The organism is Cryocola sp. 340MFSha3.1 (assembly GCF_000383315.1).
In the GTDB taxonomy this organism is placed as follows: domain Bacteria; phylum Actinomycetota; class Actinomycetes; order Actinomycetales; family Microbacteriaceae; genus Leifsonia.
On the sequence record NZ_KB911088.1, the window covers coordinates 886,951 to 902,998 of the forward strand.

The following is a 16,048-nucleotide window of genomic DNA, read 5'->3' on the forward strand; positions in this document are numbered from 1 at the left end:
GGAGGAACCCTGTGGCACAGGACGTGCTCACCGACCTGAACAAGGTCCGCAACATCGGCATCATGGCCCACATCGATGCCGGCAAGACCACTACGACCGAGCGCATCCTGTTCTACACGGGCGTCAACCACAAGATCGGCGAGACGCACGATGGCGCCTCGACCACCGACTGGATGGAGCAGGAGAAGGAGCGCGGCATCACCATCACGTCCGCGGCCGTGACCTGTTTCTGGAACAAGAACCAGATCAACATCATCGACACGCCCGGTCACGTTGACTTCACCGTCGAGGTGGAGCGCTCGCTCCGCGTCCTCGACGGCGCCGTCGCCGTGTTCGACGCGAAGGAGGGCGTCGAGCCCCAGTCGGAGACCGTGTGGCGTCAGGCCGACAAGTACGTCGTCCCGCGCATCTGCTTCGTCAACAAGATGGACAAGCTCGGCGCTGACTTCTACTTCACCGTCGACACCATCATCTCGCGCCTCGGCGCCAAGCCGCTGGTGATGCAGCTCCCGATCGGTTCCGAGTCCGACTTCGTCGGCGTCGTCGACCTCATCGAGATGCGCGCGCTGGTCTGGCCCGGCGACGCCAAGGGTGATGTCACCATGGGCGCCAAGTACGAGGTCCAGGAGATCCCCGCCGACCTCCAGGCCAAGGCCGAGGAGTACCGCGCGAAGCTCATCGAGACCGTCGCCGAGAGCGACGACGTGCTGCTCGAGAAGTTCTTCGGCGGCGAGGAGATCACCGTTCCGGAGATCAAGGCGGCCATCCGCAAGCTCACCGTGAACAACGAGATCTACCCGGTCCTCTGCGGTTCGGCGTTCAAGAACCGCGGTGTGCAGCCGATGCTCGACGCCGTGATCGACTACCTCCCGTCGCCGCTCGACGTGCCCGCCATCGAGGCGCACAACCCGCGCGACGAGGAGCAGGTCATCCTGCGCCACGCCGACGCCACCGAGCCGTTCTCCGCCCTGGCCTTCAAGGTCGCGGTGCACCCGTTCTTCGGTCGCCTCACCTACGTGCGCGTCTACTCGGGCCGCATCGACTCCGGCGCCCAGGTCATCAACTCGACCAAGGGCAAGAAGGAGCGCATCGGCAAGATCTTCCAGATGCACGCCAACAAGGAGAACCCGGTCGACTTCGTCACCGCCGGCAACATCTACGCGGTGATCGGCCTCAAGGACACCACCACCGGTGACACCCTGAGCGACCCGGACAACCAGGTCGTGCTCGAGTCGATGACCTTCCCGGAGCCGGTGATCGAGGTCGCCATCGAGCCGAAGACCAAGGCCGACCAGGAGAAGCTGGGCACCGCGATCCAGAAGCTGGCCGAAGAGGACCCGACGTTCCGCACCGAGCAGAACCAGGAGACCGGCCAGACCGTCATCAAGGGCATGGGCGAGCTCCACCTCGACATCCTCGTCGACCGCATGAAGCGCGAGTTCAACGTCGAGGCGAACGTCGGCAAGCCCCAGGTGGCCTACCGCGAGACCATCCGCCGCACGGTGGAGAAGTACGACTACACCCACAAGAAGCAGACCGGTGGTTCCGGTCAGTTCGCTAAGGTGCAGATCAGCCTGGAGCCCATGGAGGTCACCCCGGAGACCTCGTACGAGTTCGTGAACGCCGTCACCGGCGGTCGCGTCCCGCGCGAGTACATCCCCTCGGTGGACGCGGGAATCCAGGACGCGATGCAGGTCGGCGTTCTCGCCGGCTTCCCGACGGTGGGCGTCAAGGCGACGCTCCTCGACGGTGCAGCGCACGACGTCGACTCCTCGGAGATGGCGTTTAAGATCGCCGGCTCGATGGCCTACAAGGAGGCCGCTCGGAAGGCGAACCCGGTGCTCCTCGAGCCGCTCATGGCGGTCGAGGTGCGTACGCCGGAGGAGTACATGGGCGACGTCATCGGCGACCTGAACTCCCGTCGCGGGCAGATCCAGTCCATGGAGGACGCCAGCGGTGTCAAGGTGGTGCGTGCCAACGTCCCGCTGTCGGAGATGTTCGGTTACATCGGTGACCTGCGGTCGAAGACCTCGGGCCGCGCGGTGTACTCGATGCAGTTCGACAGCTACGCGGAGGTCCCGAAGGCTGTGGCCGACGAGATCGTCCAGAAGAGCAAGGGCGAGTGACCTCGGGTCTCAAGCCTTCGGCAACATCCCGTAACATAAGAAACCAATCCCGTAGAGCTTCCGGTCGAAATCCATCGACCGGCGCCTCTACACGAGAGTCCTGAGGAGGACCCACAGTGGCTAAGGCCAAGTTCGAGCGGACTAAGCCGCACGTCAACATCGGAACCATCGGTCACGTCGACCACGGCAAGACGACGCTCACCGCGGCGATCTCCAAGGTGCTTGCTGACAAGTACCCGTCGGCGACCAACGTTCAGCGCGACTTCGCGTCGATCGACTCGGCTCCGGAAGAGCGTCAGCGTGGTATCACGATCAACATCTCGCACGTCGAGTACGAGACGCCGAAGCGCCACTACGCGCACGTTGACGCCCCGGGTCACGCCGACTACATCAAGAACATGATCACCGGTGCTGCTCAGATGGACGGCGCGATCCTCGTGGTCGCCGCCACCGACGGCCCGATGGCTCAGACCCGTGAGCACGTTCTGCTCGCCAAGCAGGTCGGCGTCCCCTACCTGCTCGTCGCGCTGAACAAGTCCGACATGGTGGACGACGAGGAGATCCTGGAGCTCGTCGAGCTCGAGGTTCGCGAGCTGCTCTCCAGCCAGGACTTCGATGGCGACAACGCCCCCGTCGTGCGCGTCTCGGGCCTCAAGGCTCTCGAGGGCGACGAGAAGTGGGTCCAGTCGGTCCTCGACCTCATGGACGCCGTCGACAACTCCATCCCCGACCCGGTGCGTGACAAGGACAAGCCGTTCCTCATGCCGATCGAGGACGTCTTCACCATCACCGGTCGTGGCACGGTCGTCACGGGCCGCGCCGAGCGTGGCACCCTGGCCATCAACTCCGAGGTCGAGATCGTCGGCATCCGCCCGACGCAGAAGACCACGGTCACGGGTATCGAGATGTTCCACAAGCAGCTCGACGAGGCCTGGGCCGGCGAGAACTGTGGTCTGCTCCTCCGCGGTACCAAGCGCGAGGACGTGGAGCGCGGCCAGGTCGTGGCGAAGCCGGGTTCTGTGACCCCGCACACCAACTTCGAGGGCACTGCCTACATCCTCTCGAAGGACGAGGGTGGCCGTCACAACCCCTTCTACACGAACTACCGTCCGCAGTTCTACTTCCGTACCACCGACGTCACCGGCGTCATCTCGCTGCCCGAGGGCACCGAGATGGTCATGCCCGGCGACACCACCGACATGTCGGTCGAGCTGATCCAGCCGATCGCCATGGAGGAGGGCCTCGGCTTCGCCATCCGTGAGGGTGGCCGCACCGTGGGCGCCGGTACGGTGACGAAGATCATCAAGTAAGTCCTTCGACTTCACTCGTGAGAGGGTCGGGCCTTCGGGCCCGGCCCTCTTTCGCGTTCCTGGCTATCCGCTCCGACCGCTTTACCTGAGGGCGATGGAGTCGCAGAATGGACGCACCGTTTCAACCGGACGGTTCCGTTCGACGAGAGGAGCGCCTATGGATTCCCACAGCCTCGCAAACCAGCCCACATCGCTGACAGGTTCTCGTAACGGAAGTTCGGGGGCCGCATAGCGGTCGTGGACAATCACCTGAGTAGCGGCGCGAGGCGCTACTCGAGCGGGGTCGGCTAGGGTCGGCCCCGCTCCGCTGTGTGGGGCGGCCGCTAGCGCAATGCCGTCACGGCAGCGTGAACCGGCGGGGATCCAGGTCGTACTCCAGCTCGATCCCGGAATTCAGCCGCACGATGAGCGTGCATGAGTCCACCTGCTCGCCGCGATCGGGCCGCGACTGAGCGTGAGCCGATCGGCCTTCCTCATCGTCATCTCGCATCCCCCTGCTCCTTCCGCTGCGCATTCGCGGCTGGTGACGAGCGTGCAAGCACATGGTGCATCACAGCGGCCCGCTCTGGCTACGGATGGTTTCCCGACGCCGCGACACGCCCGGGTTGCAGGTTGGGCCGCGATCTGGCAAACTTGTCTAGTTCAACATTCCGGAACGAGTGCGTCTACGCGCGCTTCGACCGGATCACTGCCAGGCAGTGCATAGCCCGTTGCACCGTGTTCATTCGCGGTTTTGGCGACGTGAGGTTAGGCCGCAGGCAGCAGGACACGCTCAATTCGAACACCCACGAGACCAGGGGCTAACTCTGTGCCTGTGACCGGTTCGATCACGAGTTGACAGAAGAATAGTGGCGTTCCACCGCGTACGTCGCCCGCGTCCAATGCGAAGAACGGCTCGAGAGAGCCGTCTCGTACGACGCCATAACAAGAGAGAGAGTCAGACATGGCGGGACAGAAGATCCGCATTCGGCTTAAGTCGTATGACCACGAGGTCATCGACACCTCGGCGCGCAAGATCGTCGACACGGTGACCCGTGCCGGCGCGACCGTCGTCGGCCCGGTGCCGCTTCCCACCGAGAAGAACGTGGTGGTCGTCATCCGTTCGCCCCACAAGTACAAGGACAGCCGCGAGCACTTCGAGATGCGCACGCACAAGCGGCTGATCGACATCATCGACCCGACGCCGAAGGCCGTCGACTCGCTCATGCGTCTCGACCTGCCCGCCGACGTCAACATCGAGATCAAGCTCTAAGGGGGAGTGCCACCATGTCCAACGCTGACACGAAGACTTCCAAGGGCCTCCTCGGCAAGAAGCTCGGAATGACCCAGGTCTGGGACGAGAACAACAAGCTCATCCCCGTGACCGTCATCGAGATCACGCCGAACGTCGTGACCCAGGTCCGCACCCCCGAGGCCGACGGCTACAACGCCGTCCAGATCGCGTACGGCCAGATCGACCCGCGCAAGGTCAACAAGCCGTCCGCCGGCCACTTCGACAAGGCGGGCGTCACCCCGCGTCGTCACCTCACCGAGGTCCGCACCGCCGACGCCGCCGAGTACGCGGCCGGCCAGGAGCTCACCGTCGACGGGACCTTCGAGGTCGGCCAGCTGGTCGACGTCGTCGGGACCTCGAAGGGTAAGGGCTTCGCCGGTGTGATGAAGCGCCACAACTTCCAGGGCGTCTCCGCTTCGCACGGTGCGCACCGCAACCACCGCAAGCCGGGCTCCATCGGCGCCTCCTCGACCCCGAGCCGTGTCTTCAAGGGCATGCGCATGGCCGGTCGCATGGGTGGCGAGCGCGTCACCGTCCTGAACCTCAAGGTGCAGGGCATCGACGCCGAGAAGGGCCTGCTGCTGGTCAAGGGCGCCGTTCCCGGCGCTCGTGGCCGCATCGTTTTCGTCCGCAACGCAGTGAAGGGGGCCTAAGGTACATGGCTACCTCGATTGACGTCGTCGACCTCAAGGGCAAGAAGGCCGGCTCCATCGAGCTTCCCGACGCCCTGTTCGACGTTCAGACCAACATCCCGCTGATCCACCAGGTCGTCACCGCCCAGCTCGCCGCGGCGCGCCAGGGCACGCACAAGACCAAGGGTCGTGGCGAGGTCTCCGGCGCCGGCCGCAAGCCGTTCAAGCAGAAGGGCACCGGTCGCGCCCGCCAGGGTTCCATCCGCGCCCCGCAGATGACCGGTGGTGGCATCGTCCACGGACCGACGCCGCGTAGCTACGCTCAGCGCACCCCGAAGAAGATGATCGCCGCTGCTCTGCTCGGTGCTCTCTCGGACCGCGCCCGCGGCAGCCGCCTCCACGCCGTCCAGGCCTTCACCACCGGTGACGCCCCGTCCACCAAGGCCGTCGTCGACCTGCTGAGCGGCATCGCGACCTCGAAGCACGTCCTCGTCGTGCTCGAGCGTGACGACGAGCTCGCCTTCAAGAGCGTCCGCAACGTGCCGACCGTGCACGTGCTGACGTACGACCAGCTGAACGCCTACGACGTCCTGGTGAGCGACGACATCGTCTTCTCGCAGGCGGCGCTCGAGGGCTTCATCGCCGCCAAGAGCAACAAGGAAGAGGTGAACGCGTAATGGCCGTCAACAAGGACCCGCGCGACGTCATCATCGCCCCGGTCGTCTCTGAGAAGAGCTACGGCCTGATCGACGAGGGCAAGTACACCTTCCTCGTCGACACGCGTTCGAACAAGACCGAGATCAAGCTCGCCATCGAGTCGATCTTCAAGGTCGAGGTCGCGTCGGTGAACACCCTGAACCGTCAGGGCAAGACCCGCCGCACCCGCTTCGGCACCGGCAAGCGCAAGGACACCAAGCGCGCCATCGTCACGCTGAAGTCCGGTTCCATCGACATCTTCACGGCCGTCGGCTGAGCGAAGGACTAGAGGAAAACAGACATGGCAATTCGTAACTACAAGCCCACGACCCCCGGTCGTCGCGGCTCCTCGGTCGCCGACTTCGCCGAGATCACCCGCTCGACGCCGGAGAAGTCCCTTCTCCGTCCGCTGTCGAAGACCGGTGGCCGCAACAACCAGGGCCGCATCACGACCCGTCACATCGGTGGTGGCCACAAGCGCCAGTACCGCGTGATCGACTTCCGTCGCAACGACAAGGACGGCGTCAACGCCAAGGTCGCCCACATCGAGTACGACCCCAACCGCACGGCGCGCATCGCGCTGCTGCACTTCGTGGACGGCACCAAGCGCTACATCCTGGCGCCCGCCGGCCTGAAGCAGGGCGACGTCGTCGAGTCGGGTGCCGGCGCGGACATCAAGCCGGGCAACAACCTGCCGCTGCGCAACATCCCGACCGGTACCGTCGTGCACGCGATCGAGCTGAAGCCGGGCGGTGGCGCCAAGCTCGCCCGTTCGGCCGGTGCCTCGGTCCGCCTCGTCGCGAAGGACGGCCCCTACGCCCAGCTGCGCCTCCCCTCGGGTGAGGTCCGCAACGTCGACGCGCGCTGCCGCGCCACCGTCGGCGAGGTCGGCAACGCCGAGCAGTCGAACATCAACTGGGGCAAGGCCGGCCGCATGCGCTGGAAGGGCGTCCGCCCGACCGTGCGTGGTGTCGCGATGAACCCGATCGACCACCCGCACGGTGGTGGTGAGGGCAAGACCTCCGGTGGTCGCCACCCGGTCAGCCCGTGGGGTCAGAAGGAAGGCCGTACGCGCCACCCCAACAAGGAAAGCGACAAGCTCATCGTCCGCCGTCGCAACGCCGGCAAGAAGCGCAAGTAGGAGTTCGAGAAGATGCCACGCAGTCTCAAGAAGGGCCCCTTCGTCGACGAGCACCTGTTTCGCAAGGTGGTCGCCGCGAACGAGGCCAACAGCAAGAACGTGATCAAGACCTGGTCGCGCCGCTCGATGATCGTCCCGGCCATGCTGGGTCACACCATCGCGGTGCACGACGGTCGCAAGCACATCCCGGTGTTCGTCACCGAGACCATGGTCGGTCACAAGCTCGGCGAGTTCGCGCCGACCCGCACCTTCCGTGGACACGTGAAGGACGACAAGAAGGGTCGCCGCCGCTGACCGCGGTGGCGTAAGGAGGAGAGAAATGGTGGAGTCGATCGCCCGCGTGCGACACATCCGCGTTACCCCCATGAAGGCCCGCCGCGTCGTCAACATGATCCGCGGCAAGCAGGCTCAGGAGGCCCTGGCCATCCTGAAGTTCGCCCCCCAGAGCGCGAGCGAGCCTGTTTACAAGCTCGTCGCCTCGGCCATCGCCAACGCGCGTGTCAAGGCCGACCAGAGCAACACCTACCTGGACGAGCAGGACCTGTACGTGAGCCGCGCCTTCGTGGACGAGGGGACCACCCTCAAGCGGTTCCAGCCGCGTGCACAGGGCCGGGCCTTCCGCATCAACAAGCGCACCAGCCACATCACGGTCGTCCTCGCGACGCCGGACGAGGCCGAGGCCGCCCCCGTCAGCAAGAAGGCGAGCAAGTAATGGGTCAGAAAGTCAATCCGTACGGCTTCCGTCTGGGGATCACCACCGACCACGTGTCGCGGTGGTTCTCCGACAGCACCAAGCCGGGTCAGCGTTACAGCGACTACCTCGCCGAGGACGTCAAGATCCGCCGTCTGCTTCAGACGTCGCTCGACCGCGCGGGCGTGTCCCGTATCGAGATCGAGCGCACCCGTGACCGCGTCCGCGTCGACATCCACACCGCCCGCCCGGGCATCGTGATCGGTCGTCGTGGCGCCGAGGCCGAGCGCATCCGCGCCGACCTCGAGAAGCTCACGGGCAAGCAGATCCAGCTGAACATCCTCGAGGTGAAGAACCCCGAGGCCGACGCCCAGCTCGTCGCGCAGGGCATCGCCGAGCAGCTCTCCGCCCGCGTGGCCTTCCGCCGCGCGATGCGCAAGGGTCTGCAGGGCGCGCAGCGCGCCGGCGCCAAGGGTGTCCGCATCCAGGTGTCCGGCCGTCTCGGCGGCGCCGAGATGAGCCGCTCCGAGTTCTACCGCGAGGGTCGTGTGCCGCTGCACACGCTCCGCGCCAACATCGATTACGGCTTCTACGAGGCCAAGACCACCTTCGGTCGCATCGGTGTGAAGGTGTGGATCTACAAGGGCGACATCACGAACAAGGAACTGGCTCGCGAGCAGGCCAACCAGAAGCCGTCGCGCGAGCGCAACGACCGTCCGCGTCGCGGTGGCCGGGGCAACGCCCCCGAGACCGCTGGCGCGCCGGCCGCAGCAGGAGTTGAGGCATAACCATGTTGATCCCACGCAGAGTCAAGCACCGCAAGCAGCACCACCCCGGCCGTAGCGGCCAGGCGACCGGTGGCACGAAGGTCTCCTTCGGCGAGTTCGGCATCCAGGCCCTGACGCCCGCTTACGTGACCAACCGTCAGATCGAGTCCGCTCGTATCGCCATGACGCGTCACATCAAGCGTGGCGGCAAGGTGTGGATCAACATCTACCCCGACCGTCCGCTCACGAAGAAGCCGGCCGAGACCCGAATGGGTTCCGGTAAGGGTTCGCCGGAGTGGTGGGTCGCCAACGTCAAGCCGGGTCGCGTCCTCTTCGAGGTCTCCGGAGTCTCCGAGCAGCTCGCTCGCGAGGCCATGACCCGTGCAATCCACAAGCTGCCCCTCAAGGCACGCATCATCAAGCGCGAGGAGGGCGACGCGTAATGGCGATCGGATCCAAGGAGCTTGCCTCGAGCGAGCTCGACACTTTCGAAGACGAGCGTCTCGTCGACGAGCTGAAGAAGGCCAAGGAAGAGCTGTTCAACCTCCGCTTCCAGTCGGCCACCGGCCAGCTCGAGAGCCACGGCCGCCTGCGCGCCGTGAAGCGTGACATCGCTCGTATCTACACCGTGATCCGCGAGCGCGAGCTCGGGATCCGGGCTACCCCGGCCCCGACCGAGGCAGCGCCGGCCGAGAAGAAGAAGACCCGCGCCAAGAAGGCGGCCCCGGCCGCCGAGGCCGAGGTCGACACCACGAATGAGGAGGCCAAGTAATGGCTGAGACCACCAAGGCCGCGGCCGCGGAGTCGGCGGCCGACGAGGCCCTCGTCCGCGGGTACCGCAAGGCCCGTCGCGGTTACGTCGTCAGCGACAAGATGGACAAGACCATCGTCGTCGAGGTCGAGGACCGCGTGAAGCACCCCCTGTACGGCAAGGTCATCCGCCGCACCTCCAAGGTGAAGGCGCACGACGAGAACAACACCGCCGGCATCGGCGACCTCGTTCTCATCAACGAGACCCGTCCCCTGAGCGCCAGCAAGCGCTGGCGCCTGGTTGAGATTCTGGAGAAGGCCAAGTGATCCAGCAGGAATCCCGACTCAAGGTCGCCGACAACACCGGCGCCAAGGAGCTCCTCGCGATCCGCGTGCTCGGCGGCTCCAGCCGGCGGTACGCCGGCCTCGGCGACGTCATCGTCGCCACGGTCAAGGACGCGATCCCGGGTGGGAACGTCAAGAAGGGCGACGTCGTCAAGGCGGTCGTCGTGCGTGTTCGCAAGAACACCCGCCGCCCGGACGGCTCCTACATCAAGTTCGACGAGAACGCCGCTGTCATCCTGAAGAACGACGGTGACCCCCGCGGCACGCGCATCTTCGGACCGGTCGGCCGCGAGCTCCGCGACAAGAAGTTCATGAAGATCATCTCGCTCGCACCGGAGGTGCTGTAACCCATGGCGAACATCAAGAAGGGCGACCTGGTCCAGGTCATCTCGGGCCGTTCGCAGGCCCGCGGTGGTGACCGTGGCAAGCAGGGTCGCGTCATCGAGGTTCTCGTCGAGCAGAACCGTGTCATCGTCGAGGGCGTCAACTTCGTGACGAAGCACGTGCGCGTCGGCCAGACGCAGCGTGGCACGAAGACCGGCGGAATCGAGACCCACGAGGCCCCGATCCACGTCTCGAACGTGGCGCTGGTCGACCCCGAGACCAAGAAGCCGACCCGTGTCGGCTTCCGCGAAGAGAGTGTCACGAAGGACGGCGTCACCAAGACGGTCCGCGTTCGTTACGCCAAGAAGTCTGGTAAGGACCTGTAATGACCGACACTGCAACCGCTGCTGGCAAAATCCAGCCGCGCCTGAAGCAGAAGTACAAGAACGAGATCTCCCGGCAGCTCCAGGGCGACTTCGGCTTCACCAACGTGCACCAGGTGCCCGGTCTGGTGAAGATCGTCGTCAACATGGGTGTCGGCGAGGCGGCTCGTGACGGCAAGGTGATCGACGGTGCGGTCAACGACCTCACCCTGATCACCGGTCAGAAGCCCCAGGTCACGAAGGCCCGCAAGTCCATCGCGCAGTTCAAGCTGCGCGAGGGTCAGCCGATCGGCGCGCACGTCACGCTGCGCGGCGACCGCATGTGGGAGTTCCTCGACCGTCTCCTCACGCTCGCGCTTCCGCGAATCCGCGACTTCCGCGGCCTCAGCGACAAGCAGTTCGACGGGAACGGCAACTACACGTTCGGTCTCACGGAGCAGTCGATGTTCCACGAGATCAACCAGGACCGCATCGACCGCGTCCGCGGCATGGACATCACTGTGGTGACCACCGCCAAGAACGACGACGAGGGCCGCGCGCTGCTCAAGCAGCTCGGCTTCCCGTTCCGTTCCAACGACGCGGCCAACTAGGCCCACCTGCGGGCCGGCCGTCCGGCCGGCCCGCTTCCACCACAGGTCGTCAGTCGTGTACCGGCTGAACGAAACCTGGTGACCGTAAGGAAAACCGAAATGACCATGACAGATCCGGTCGCAGACATGCTGACCAGACTGCGCAACGCGAACTCGGCTCACCACGACACCGTGTCGATGCCGCACTCGAAGCTCAAGGCCCACATCGCCGAGATCCTCACCAAGGAGGGCTACATCTCCGGCTGGGACGTCACCGACGCCCGCGTCGGCAAGACGCTGACCCTGCAGCTCAAGTTCGGACCGAACCGCGAGCGTTCCATCGCCGGTATCAAGCGCGTGTCGAAGCCCGGCCTTCGCGTCTACGCGAAGTCCACGGAGCTCCCCAAGGTGCTCGGCGGGCTCGGCGTCGCCATCCTGTCCACCTCCTCCGGTCTGCTCACGGACCGCCAGGCTGAGAAGAAGGGCGTGGGTGGGGAAGTCCTCGCCTACGTGTGGTAATCCGCCATGTCGCGTATTGGAAGACTGCCCATCGACATCCCGACCGGGGTCGATGTGAAGATCGACGGCCAGGCCGTCACCGTCAAGGGCCCGAAGGGTGAGCTCAGCCTCACCGTCGCCGAGCCCATCGAGGTCAAGCTGGAGGAGAACCAGGTCCTGGTTACCCGTCCGGACGACGAGCGCGCTTCGCGTTCGCTGCACGGCCTGACCCGCACCCTCATCAACAACCAGATCATCGGCGTCACCCAGGGCTACTCCAAGGGCCTGGAGATCGTCGGCACCGGTTACCGCGTCGTCCAGAAGGGCTCGGCTGTCGAGTTCGCGCTCGGCTTCTCGCACCCGGTGACCGTCGAGCCGCCGGCTGGCATCACGTTCACGGTCGAGGGCAACAACCGCCTGACCGTGGCCGGGATCGACAAGCAGGCCGTCGGTGAGGTCGCCGCGAACATCCGCAAGATCCGCAAGCCCGAGCCGTACAAGGGCAAGGGCGTGCGCTACGCCGGCGAGGTCGTTCGTCGCAAGGCCGGAAAGGCTGGTAAGTAATCATGGCTCTGGGTACCAGAGGAAAGAGCAAGGCGGCCGCTCGCGACCGCCGTCACACCCGCCTTCGCAAGAAGATCGAGGGCACCGCGGTCCGTCCGCGCCTGGTCGTGACCCGTTCGGCCCGCCACGTCTTCGTGCAGGTCGTCGACGACGCGCAGGGCCACACGCTGGCGTCCGCGTCGACCATGGAAGCGGACCTGCGCACCTTCGACGGTGACAAGACCGCCAAGGCCCGCAAGGTCGGAGAGCTCGTCGCCGAGCGCGCGAAGAGCGCCGGTGTCGACGCCGTCGTGTTCGACCGTGGAGGCAGCAAGTACGCGGGCCGCGTCGCCGCTGTCGCCGAGGGAGCTCGAGAGGGTGGACTGAACCTGTGAGCGACGAGAACAACAAGGAGCAGACCGTGGCCGATCAGGTAACGGACAGCGCGCAGCCGGTGGAGACCGCTGCGGGCACCGACAACAACACCCGGAGCGAGCGCGAGCCGCGCCGTGGTGGCCGCGAGCGCAACCCCAACCGCGACCGTGGCAGCCGTGACGCCGACAAGAGCCAGTTCCTGGAGCGCGTCGTCACCATCAACCGCGTCTCGAAGGTCGTGAAGGGTGGTCGTCGCTTCAGCTTCACCGCTCTCGTGGTCGTCGGCGACGGCAACGGCCTGGTGGGCGTCGGCTACGGCAAGGCCCGTGAGGTGCCGCTGGCGATCTCGAAGGGCGTCGAGGAGGCGAAGAAGAACTTCTTCCGCGTCCCGCGCGTCGGCAACACCATCCCGCACCCGGTGCAGGGTGAGGCCGCCGCCGGTGTCGTCCTCCTGCGTCCGGCCGCCGCCGGTACCGGTGTTATCGCCGGTGGCCCGGTGCGCGCCGTCCTGGAGTGCGCCGGCATCCACGACGTGCTGAGCAAGTCGCTCGGTTCGTCCAACACGATCAACATCGTGCACGCGACCGTCGAGGCGCTGAAGCAGCTCGAGGAGCCCCGCGCCGTCGCAGCTCGCCGTGGTCTCGACTACGACCAGGTCGCCCCGGCGCGCCTGCTTCGCACCGAGGCAGCGCTGGCCGAGGCCGCCGCGACCGCGAAGGCAGGTGCCTGATGGCTGCGCGTCTGAAGATCACGCAGATCAAGTCGAAAGTGAGCGAGAAGCAGTACCAGCGCGACACGCTGCGCAGTCTGGGACTGAAGCGCATCGGTGACGTCGTCGTCCGCGAGGACAACCCGCAGAACCGTGGGTACGTCAACACCGTCGCTCACCTGGTGAAGGTCGAGGAGATTGACTAATGGCTGAAGAGAAGGCCACCACAGAGGCCGCTGAGAAGCCGGCCGCCAAGAAGCCCGCGACCAAGGCCGCGAGCACGAAGGCTGCCGCCGACAAGCCGGCCGCCGAGAAGACCAGCACCGCGAAGAAGGCTCCGTCCAAGAAGGCGTCGGCTTCGACCGCTGCCGACAAGGCCGCCGCCTCCAGCACGGACGACACCGTGGCCGCAAAGCCGGCCGCGAAGTCCTCCGCCAAGAAGGACGTCGCCGCCCCGCGCGAGCAGGTCCTGAAGGTGCACCACCTCCGCCCCGCCGCCGGCGCCAAGAAGGAGAAGACCCGCGTCGGACGCGGTGAGGGCTCCAAGGGTAAGACGGCCGGTCGCGGTACCAAGGGAACCAAGGCGCGCTACCAGGTGCGTCCGGGCTTCCAGGGCGGCCAGCTTCCGCTGCACATGCGTGCGCCGAAGCTGCGCGGCTTCAAGAACCCGTTCCGCGTCGAGTACCAGGTCGTGAACCTGGAGAAGCTCGCCGAGCTGTACCCGTCGGGCGGTGACGTCACCGTCGCCGACCTGGTCGCCAAGGGTGCCGTTCGCAAGAACGAGAAGGTCAAGGTTCTCGGCAACGGGGACATTGCGGTTAAGCTGAACGTTGCGGTCGACAAGGTCTCCGGCTCTGCTGAGCAGAAGATCGTCGCCGCAGGTGGCTCCGTCAAGTAGTCATCCGCAGAGCAGCTGAGTCGGGTGGCCGGGGAACCGGCCACCCGACTGACTCTTAGGAAAGCAGGACGCAGGATTGTTTAGCGCCGTTGGGCGGATCTTCCGCACCCCGGATCTTCGCCGGAAGATCTTCTTCACGCTGGGCATCATCGCCCTGTTCCGGCTGGGATCCTTCATCCCTGCGCCATTCGTCGATTTCGGCAACGTCCAGACCTGTCTGAACGCTAATCAGGACACTTCCGGCCTGTATTCGCTGGTGAATCTGTTCTCCGGCGGTGCCCTCCTCAAACTCTCGATCTTCGCGCTCGGCATCATGCCGTACATCACCGCGTCGATCATCGTGCAGCTGCTGCGCGTGGTCATCCCGCGCTTCGAGACCCTCTACAAGGAGGGCCAGGCCGGCCAGGCCAAGCTCACGCAGTACACGCGCTACCTCACCATCGCGCTGGGCGTCCTCCAGTCGACGACCCTCATCACGGTCGCCCGCAGCGGCGCGCTGTTCGGCACCACCGCCGTCTCCCAGTGCACGCAGCTGATCACGGACGACTCCTGGTACGCGATCATGCTCATGGTCGTCACCATGACCGCCGGCACGGGCCTCATCATGTGGATGGGCGAGCTCGTCACCGAGCGCGGCATCGGCAACGGCATGTCGCTCCTCATCTTCACCTCGATCGCCGCGCAGTTCCCGTCCTCCCTGTGGGCGGTCGGTCAGTCGCAGGGCATCGAGATCCTGCTGGTCGTGATCGCGATCGGGTTGCTCATCGTCATGGGCGTCGTCTTCGTCGAGCAGTCGCAGCGGCGCATCCCCGTGCAGTACGCGAAACGCATGGTCGGGCGACGGACCTACGGCGGCAACAACACGTACATCCCGATCAAGGTCAACATGGCCGGCGTCGTGCCCGTCATCTTCGCGTCGTCGCTGCTGTATCTGCCGGCGCTCATCGCCCAGTTCAACCAGCCGGCCGCAGGCAAGGCACCTGCGCCCTGGGTCACGTGGATCACGAACTACCTGACCAAGGGCGACCACCCGCTGTACATGCTGCTGTACTTCCTCCTGATCGTCGGGTTCACCTACTTCTACGTGGCGATCACCTTCAACCCGGAGGAGGTCGCGGACAACATGAAGAAGTACGGCGGCTTCATCCCCGGCATCCGCGCGGGCCGTCCGACGGCCGAGTACCTCGATTACGTGCTCACGCGGGTGACCCTGCCCGGATCCTTCTATCTGGGCATCATCGCGCTGATCCCATTGGTCGCCTTCGCGTTGATCGGCGCAAGCCAGAACTTCATGTTCGGCGGCACGTCCATCCTGATCATCGTCGGTGTCGGGCTGGAGACGGTCAAGCAGATCGACTCACAGCTCCAGCAGCGGCATTACGAAGGGCTTCTGCGTTGACCCGAATGCTGATCGTCGGACCCCCCGGAGCGGGCAAGGGCACTCAGGCCTCCCGCATCACCACCGCCTACGGGATCCCCGACATCTCCACGGGCGACATCTTCCGGGCCAACATCAAGAACGAGACGCCGCTCGGCAAGCAGGTCAAGGCCATCGTCGACGCGGGCGACTATGTCCCGGACACGCTCACCAACCAGCTGGTCGCGGACCGGCTCGACGAGGAGGACGCCAAGAACGGCTTCCTGCTCGACGGGTACCCGCGGACGCTCGCGCAGGTCGACTACCTCGACGAGCTCCTCGCCGGCAAGGGGCAGAAGCTGGATGCGGTCATCCAGTTGACGGCCGACCAGGACGAGATCGTGCAGCGCCTGACCAAGCGGGCTCACGAACAGGGTCGAGCGGACGACTCGGAAGAGGCCATCCGCCACCGCCAGCAGGTGTACGTGCGCGAGACCTCGCCGCTGATAGACGTGTACCGCGAGCGCGGTCTCCTCGTGCCGGTCGACGGCTTGGGTGCGATGGACGAGGTCGCGGAGCGGATCACCTCCGCCCTCGCCGAGCGCGGCATCGTCCCGGTCGCGGGCGCAGGCGCGTCCACCGGCGAGTCCGTGGCCTAGAA

At 65.7% G+C, this 16,048-nt stretch carries 25 protein-coding genes; 24 read left to right on the plus strand and 1 reads right to left on the minus strand.

All coding sequences use genetic code 11. The annotated features are described in order from the left end of the window. The first annotated feature begins 11 nt into the window (after nucleotides 1-11). Nucleotides 12-2,126 (plus strand): elongation factor G, encoded by a 2,115-nt coding sequence (gene fusA, locus H284_RS0115265; RefSeq protein WP_018191972.1) that lies wholly within the window; start codon nucleotides 12-14, stop codon nucleotides 2,124-2,126. A 116-nt stretch (nucleotides 2,127-2,242) separates the two neighbouring features. Continuing rightward, nucleotides 2,243-3,436: an elongation factor Tu gene (gene tuf / locus H284_RS0115270; RefSeq protein WP_018191971.1), complete on the plus strand. Its 1,194-nt coding sequence runs from the start codon at nucleotides 2,243-2,245 to the stop codon at nucleotides 3,434-3,436. Between the two features lie 337 nt (nucleotides 3,437-3,773). On the opposite strand, the gene H284_RS21090 is transcribed toward tuf, so the two are convergent. Next, the gene (locus H284_RS21090; RefSeq protein WP_020076938.1) at nucleotides 3,774-3,926 is read right to left on the minus strand and encodes a hypothetical protein; all 153 of its coding nucleotides are present in this window, start codon (nucleotides 3,924-3,926) and stop codon (nucleotides 3,774-3,776) included. 453 nt (nucleotides 3,927-4,379) lie between these two features. On the opposite strand from H284_RS21090, the gene rpsJ reads away from it, so the two are divergent. The 22 genes from rpsJ (at nucleotide 4,380) to H284_RS0115385 (ending at nucleotide 16,046) form a co-directional block, all read left to right on the plus strand. Continuing rightward, complete coding sequence (rpsJ, locus tag H284_RS0115280) at nucleotides 4,380-4,688, plus strand: 30S ribosomal protein S10 (RefSeq protein WP_018191969.1); 309 nt, start codon at nucleotides 4,380-4,382, stop codon at nucleotides 4,686-4,688. Nucleotides 4,689-4,702: 14 nt separating this feature from the next. Then, nucleotides 4,703-5,362: a 50S ribosomal protein L3 gene (gene rplC, locus H284_RS0115285; protein WP_020076939.1), complete on the plus strand. Its 660-nt coding sequence runs from the start codon at nucleotides 4,703-4,705 to the stop codon at nucleotides 5,360-5,362. 5 nt (nucleotides 5,363-5,367) lie between these two features. After that, on the plus strand, nucleotides 5,368-6,018 hold the full coding sequence (rplD, locus tag H284_RS0115290) for a 50S ribosomal protein L4 (protein ID WP_018191967.1): 651 nt from the start codon (nucleotides 5,368-5,370) through the stop codon (nucleotides 6,016-6,018). Continuing rightward, a complete protein-coding gene (rplW, locus tag H284_RS0115295; protein ID WP_018191966.1) occupies nucleotides 6,018-6,314 on the plus strand; it encodes a 50S ribosomal protein L23 in 297 nt (98 codons plus the stop codon). Before rplD ends, rplW begins: the two co-directional genes overlap by 1 nt. 24 nt (nucleotides 6,315-6,338) lie before the next feature. Further along, nucleotides 6,339-7,178 carry a 50S ribosomal protein L2 gene (rplB, locus tag H284_RS0115300; RefSeq protein WP_018191965.1) on the plus strand — a complete coding sequence of 280 codons (840 nt, stop codon included), beginning with the start codon at nucleotides 6,339-6,341 and terminating at the stop codon, nucleotides 7,176-7,178. Nucleotides 7,179-7,190: 12 nt separating this feature from the next. Next, complete coding sequence (rpsS, locus tag H284_RS0115305) at nucleotides 7,191-7,472, plus strand: 30S ribosomal protein S19 (protein ID WP_018191964.1); 282 nt, start codon at nucleotides 7,191-7,193, stop codon at nucleotides 7,470-7,472. Between the two features lie 25 nt (nucleotides 7,473-7,497). After that, nucleotides 7,498-7,890 carry a 50S ribosomal protein L22 gene (gene rplV / locus H284_RS0115310; protein ID WP_018191963.1) on the plus strand — a complete coding sequence of 131 codons (393 nt, stop codon included), beginning with the start codon at nucleotides 7,498-7,500 and terminating at the stop codon, nucleotides 7,888-7,890. After that, nucleotides 7,890-8,657 (plus strand): 30S ribosomal protein S3, encoded by a 768-nt coding sequence (gene rpsC, locus H284_RS0115315; RefSeq protein WP_020076940.1) that lies wholly within the window; start codon nucleotides 7,890-7,892, stop codon nucleotides 8,655-8,657. Before rplV ends, rpsC begins: the two co-directional genes overlap by 1 nt. A 2-nt stretch (nucleotides 8,658-8,659) precedes the next feature. After that, a complete protein-coding gene (rplP, locus tag H284_RS0115320; protein ID WP_018191961.1) occupies nucleotides 8,660-9,079 on the plus strand; it encodes a 50S ribosomal protein L16 in 420 nt (139 codons plus the stop codon). Continuing rightward, nucleotides 9,079-9,408: a 50S ribosomal protein L29 gene (gene rpmC, locus H284_RS0115325; RefSeq protein WP_018191960.1), complete on the plus strand. Its 330-nt coding sequence runs from the start codon at nucleotides 9,079-9,081 to the stop codon at nucleotides 9,406-9,408. Before rplP ends, rpmC begins: the two co-directional genes overlap by 1 nt. Further along, on the plus strand, nucleotides 9,408-9,713 hold the full coding sequence (gene rpsQ / locus H284_RS0115330; protein WP_018191959.1) for a 30S ribosomal protein S17: 306 nt from the start codon (nucleotides 9,408-9,410) through the stop codon (nucleotides 9,711-9,713). The genes rpmC and rpsQ overlap by 1 nt, the downstream gene beginning before the upstream one ends. Then, the gene (rplN, locus tag H284_RS0115335; protein ID WP_018191958.1) at nucleotides 9,710-10,078 is read left to right on the plus strand and encodes a 50S ribosomal protein L14; all 369 of its coding nucleotides are present in this window, start codon (nucleotides 9,710-9,712) and stop codon (nucleotides 10,076-10,078) included. The genes rpsQ and rplN overlap by 4 nt, the downstream gene beginning before the upstream one ends. A 3-nt stretch (nucleotides 10,079-10,081) precedes the next feature. After that, a complete protein-coding gene (gene rplX, locus H284_RS0115340) occupies nucleotides 10,082-10,441 on the plus strand; it encodes a 50S ribosomal protein L24 (RefSeq protein WP_018191957.1) in 360 nt (119 codons plus the stop codon). Next, nucleotides 10,441-11,028: a 50S ribosomal protein L5 gene (rplE, locus tag H284_RS0115345; protein ID WP_020076941.1), complete on the plus strand. Its 588-nt coding sequence runs from the start codon at nucleotides 10,441-10,443 to the stop codon at nucleotides 11,026-11,028. The genes rplX and rplE overlap by 1 nt, the downstream gene beginning before the upstream one ends. Before the next feature lie 99 nt (nucleotides 11,029-11,127). Then, a complete protein-coding gene (gene rpsH, locus H284_RS0115350; protein WP_018191955.1) occupies nucleotides 11,128-11,526 on the plus strand; it encodes a 30S ribosomal protein S8 in 399 nt (132 codons plus the stop codon). A gap of 6 nt (nucleotides 11,527-11,532) precedes the next feature. Further along, complete coding sequence (gene rplF / locus H284_RS0115355; protein ID WP_018191954.1) at nucleotides 11,533-12,069, plus strand: 50S ribosomal protein L6; 537 nt, start codon at nucleotides 11,533-11,535, stop codon at nucleotides 12,067-12,069. 2 nt (nucleotides 12,070-12,071) lie between these two features. Then, the gene (gene rplR, locus H284_RS0115360; RefSeq protein WP_018191953.1) at nucleotides 12,072-12,443 is read left to right on the plus strand and encodes a 50S ribosomal protein L18; all 372 of its coding nucleotides are present in this window, start codon (nucleotides 12,072-12,074) and stop codon (nucleotides 12,441-12,443) included. Next, nucleotides 12,440-13,153 (plus strand): 30S ribosomal protein S5, encoded by a 714-nt coding sequence (gene rpsE, locus H284_RS0115365; RefSeq protein WP_018191952.1) that lies wholly within the window; start codon nucleotides 12,440-12,442, stop codon nucleotides 13,151-13,153. The genes rplR and rpsE overlap by 4 nt, the downstream gene beginning before the upstream one ends. Next, nucleotides 13,153-13,338 (plus strand): 50S ribosomal protein L30, encoded by a 186-nt coding sequence (rpmD, locus tag H284_RS0115370; protein ID WP_018191951.1) that lies wholly within the window; start codon nucleotides 13,153-13,155, stop codon nucleotides 13,336-13,338. The genes rpsE and rpmD overlap by 1 nt, the downstream gene beginning before the upstream one ends. Continuing rightward, on the plus strand, nucleotides 13,338-14,030 hold the full coding sequence (gene rplO, locus H284_RS21210; protein WP_020076942.1) for a 50S ribosomal protein L15: 693 nt from the start codon (nucleotides 13,338-13,340) through the stop codon (nucleotides 14,028-14,030). Before rpmD ends, rplO begins: the two co-directional genes overlap by 1 nt. A 76-nt stretch (nucleotides 14,031-14,106) precedes the next feature. After that, a complete protein-coding gene (gene secY, locus H284_RS0115380) occupies nucleotides 14,107-15,429 on the plus strand; it encodes a preprotein translocase subunit SecY (RefSeq protein ID WP_018191949.1) in 1,323 nt (440 codons plus the stop codon). Beyond that, nucleotides 15,426-16,046, plus strand: a complete 621-nt coding sequence (locus tag H284_RS0115385; protein ID WP_029042970.1) for an adenylate kinase — start codon at nucleotides 15,426-15,428, stop codon at nucleotides 16,044-16,046. Before secY ends, H284_RS0115385 begins: the two co-directional genes overlap by 4 nt. Nucleotides 16,047-16,048: the final 2 nt, after the last annotated feature.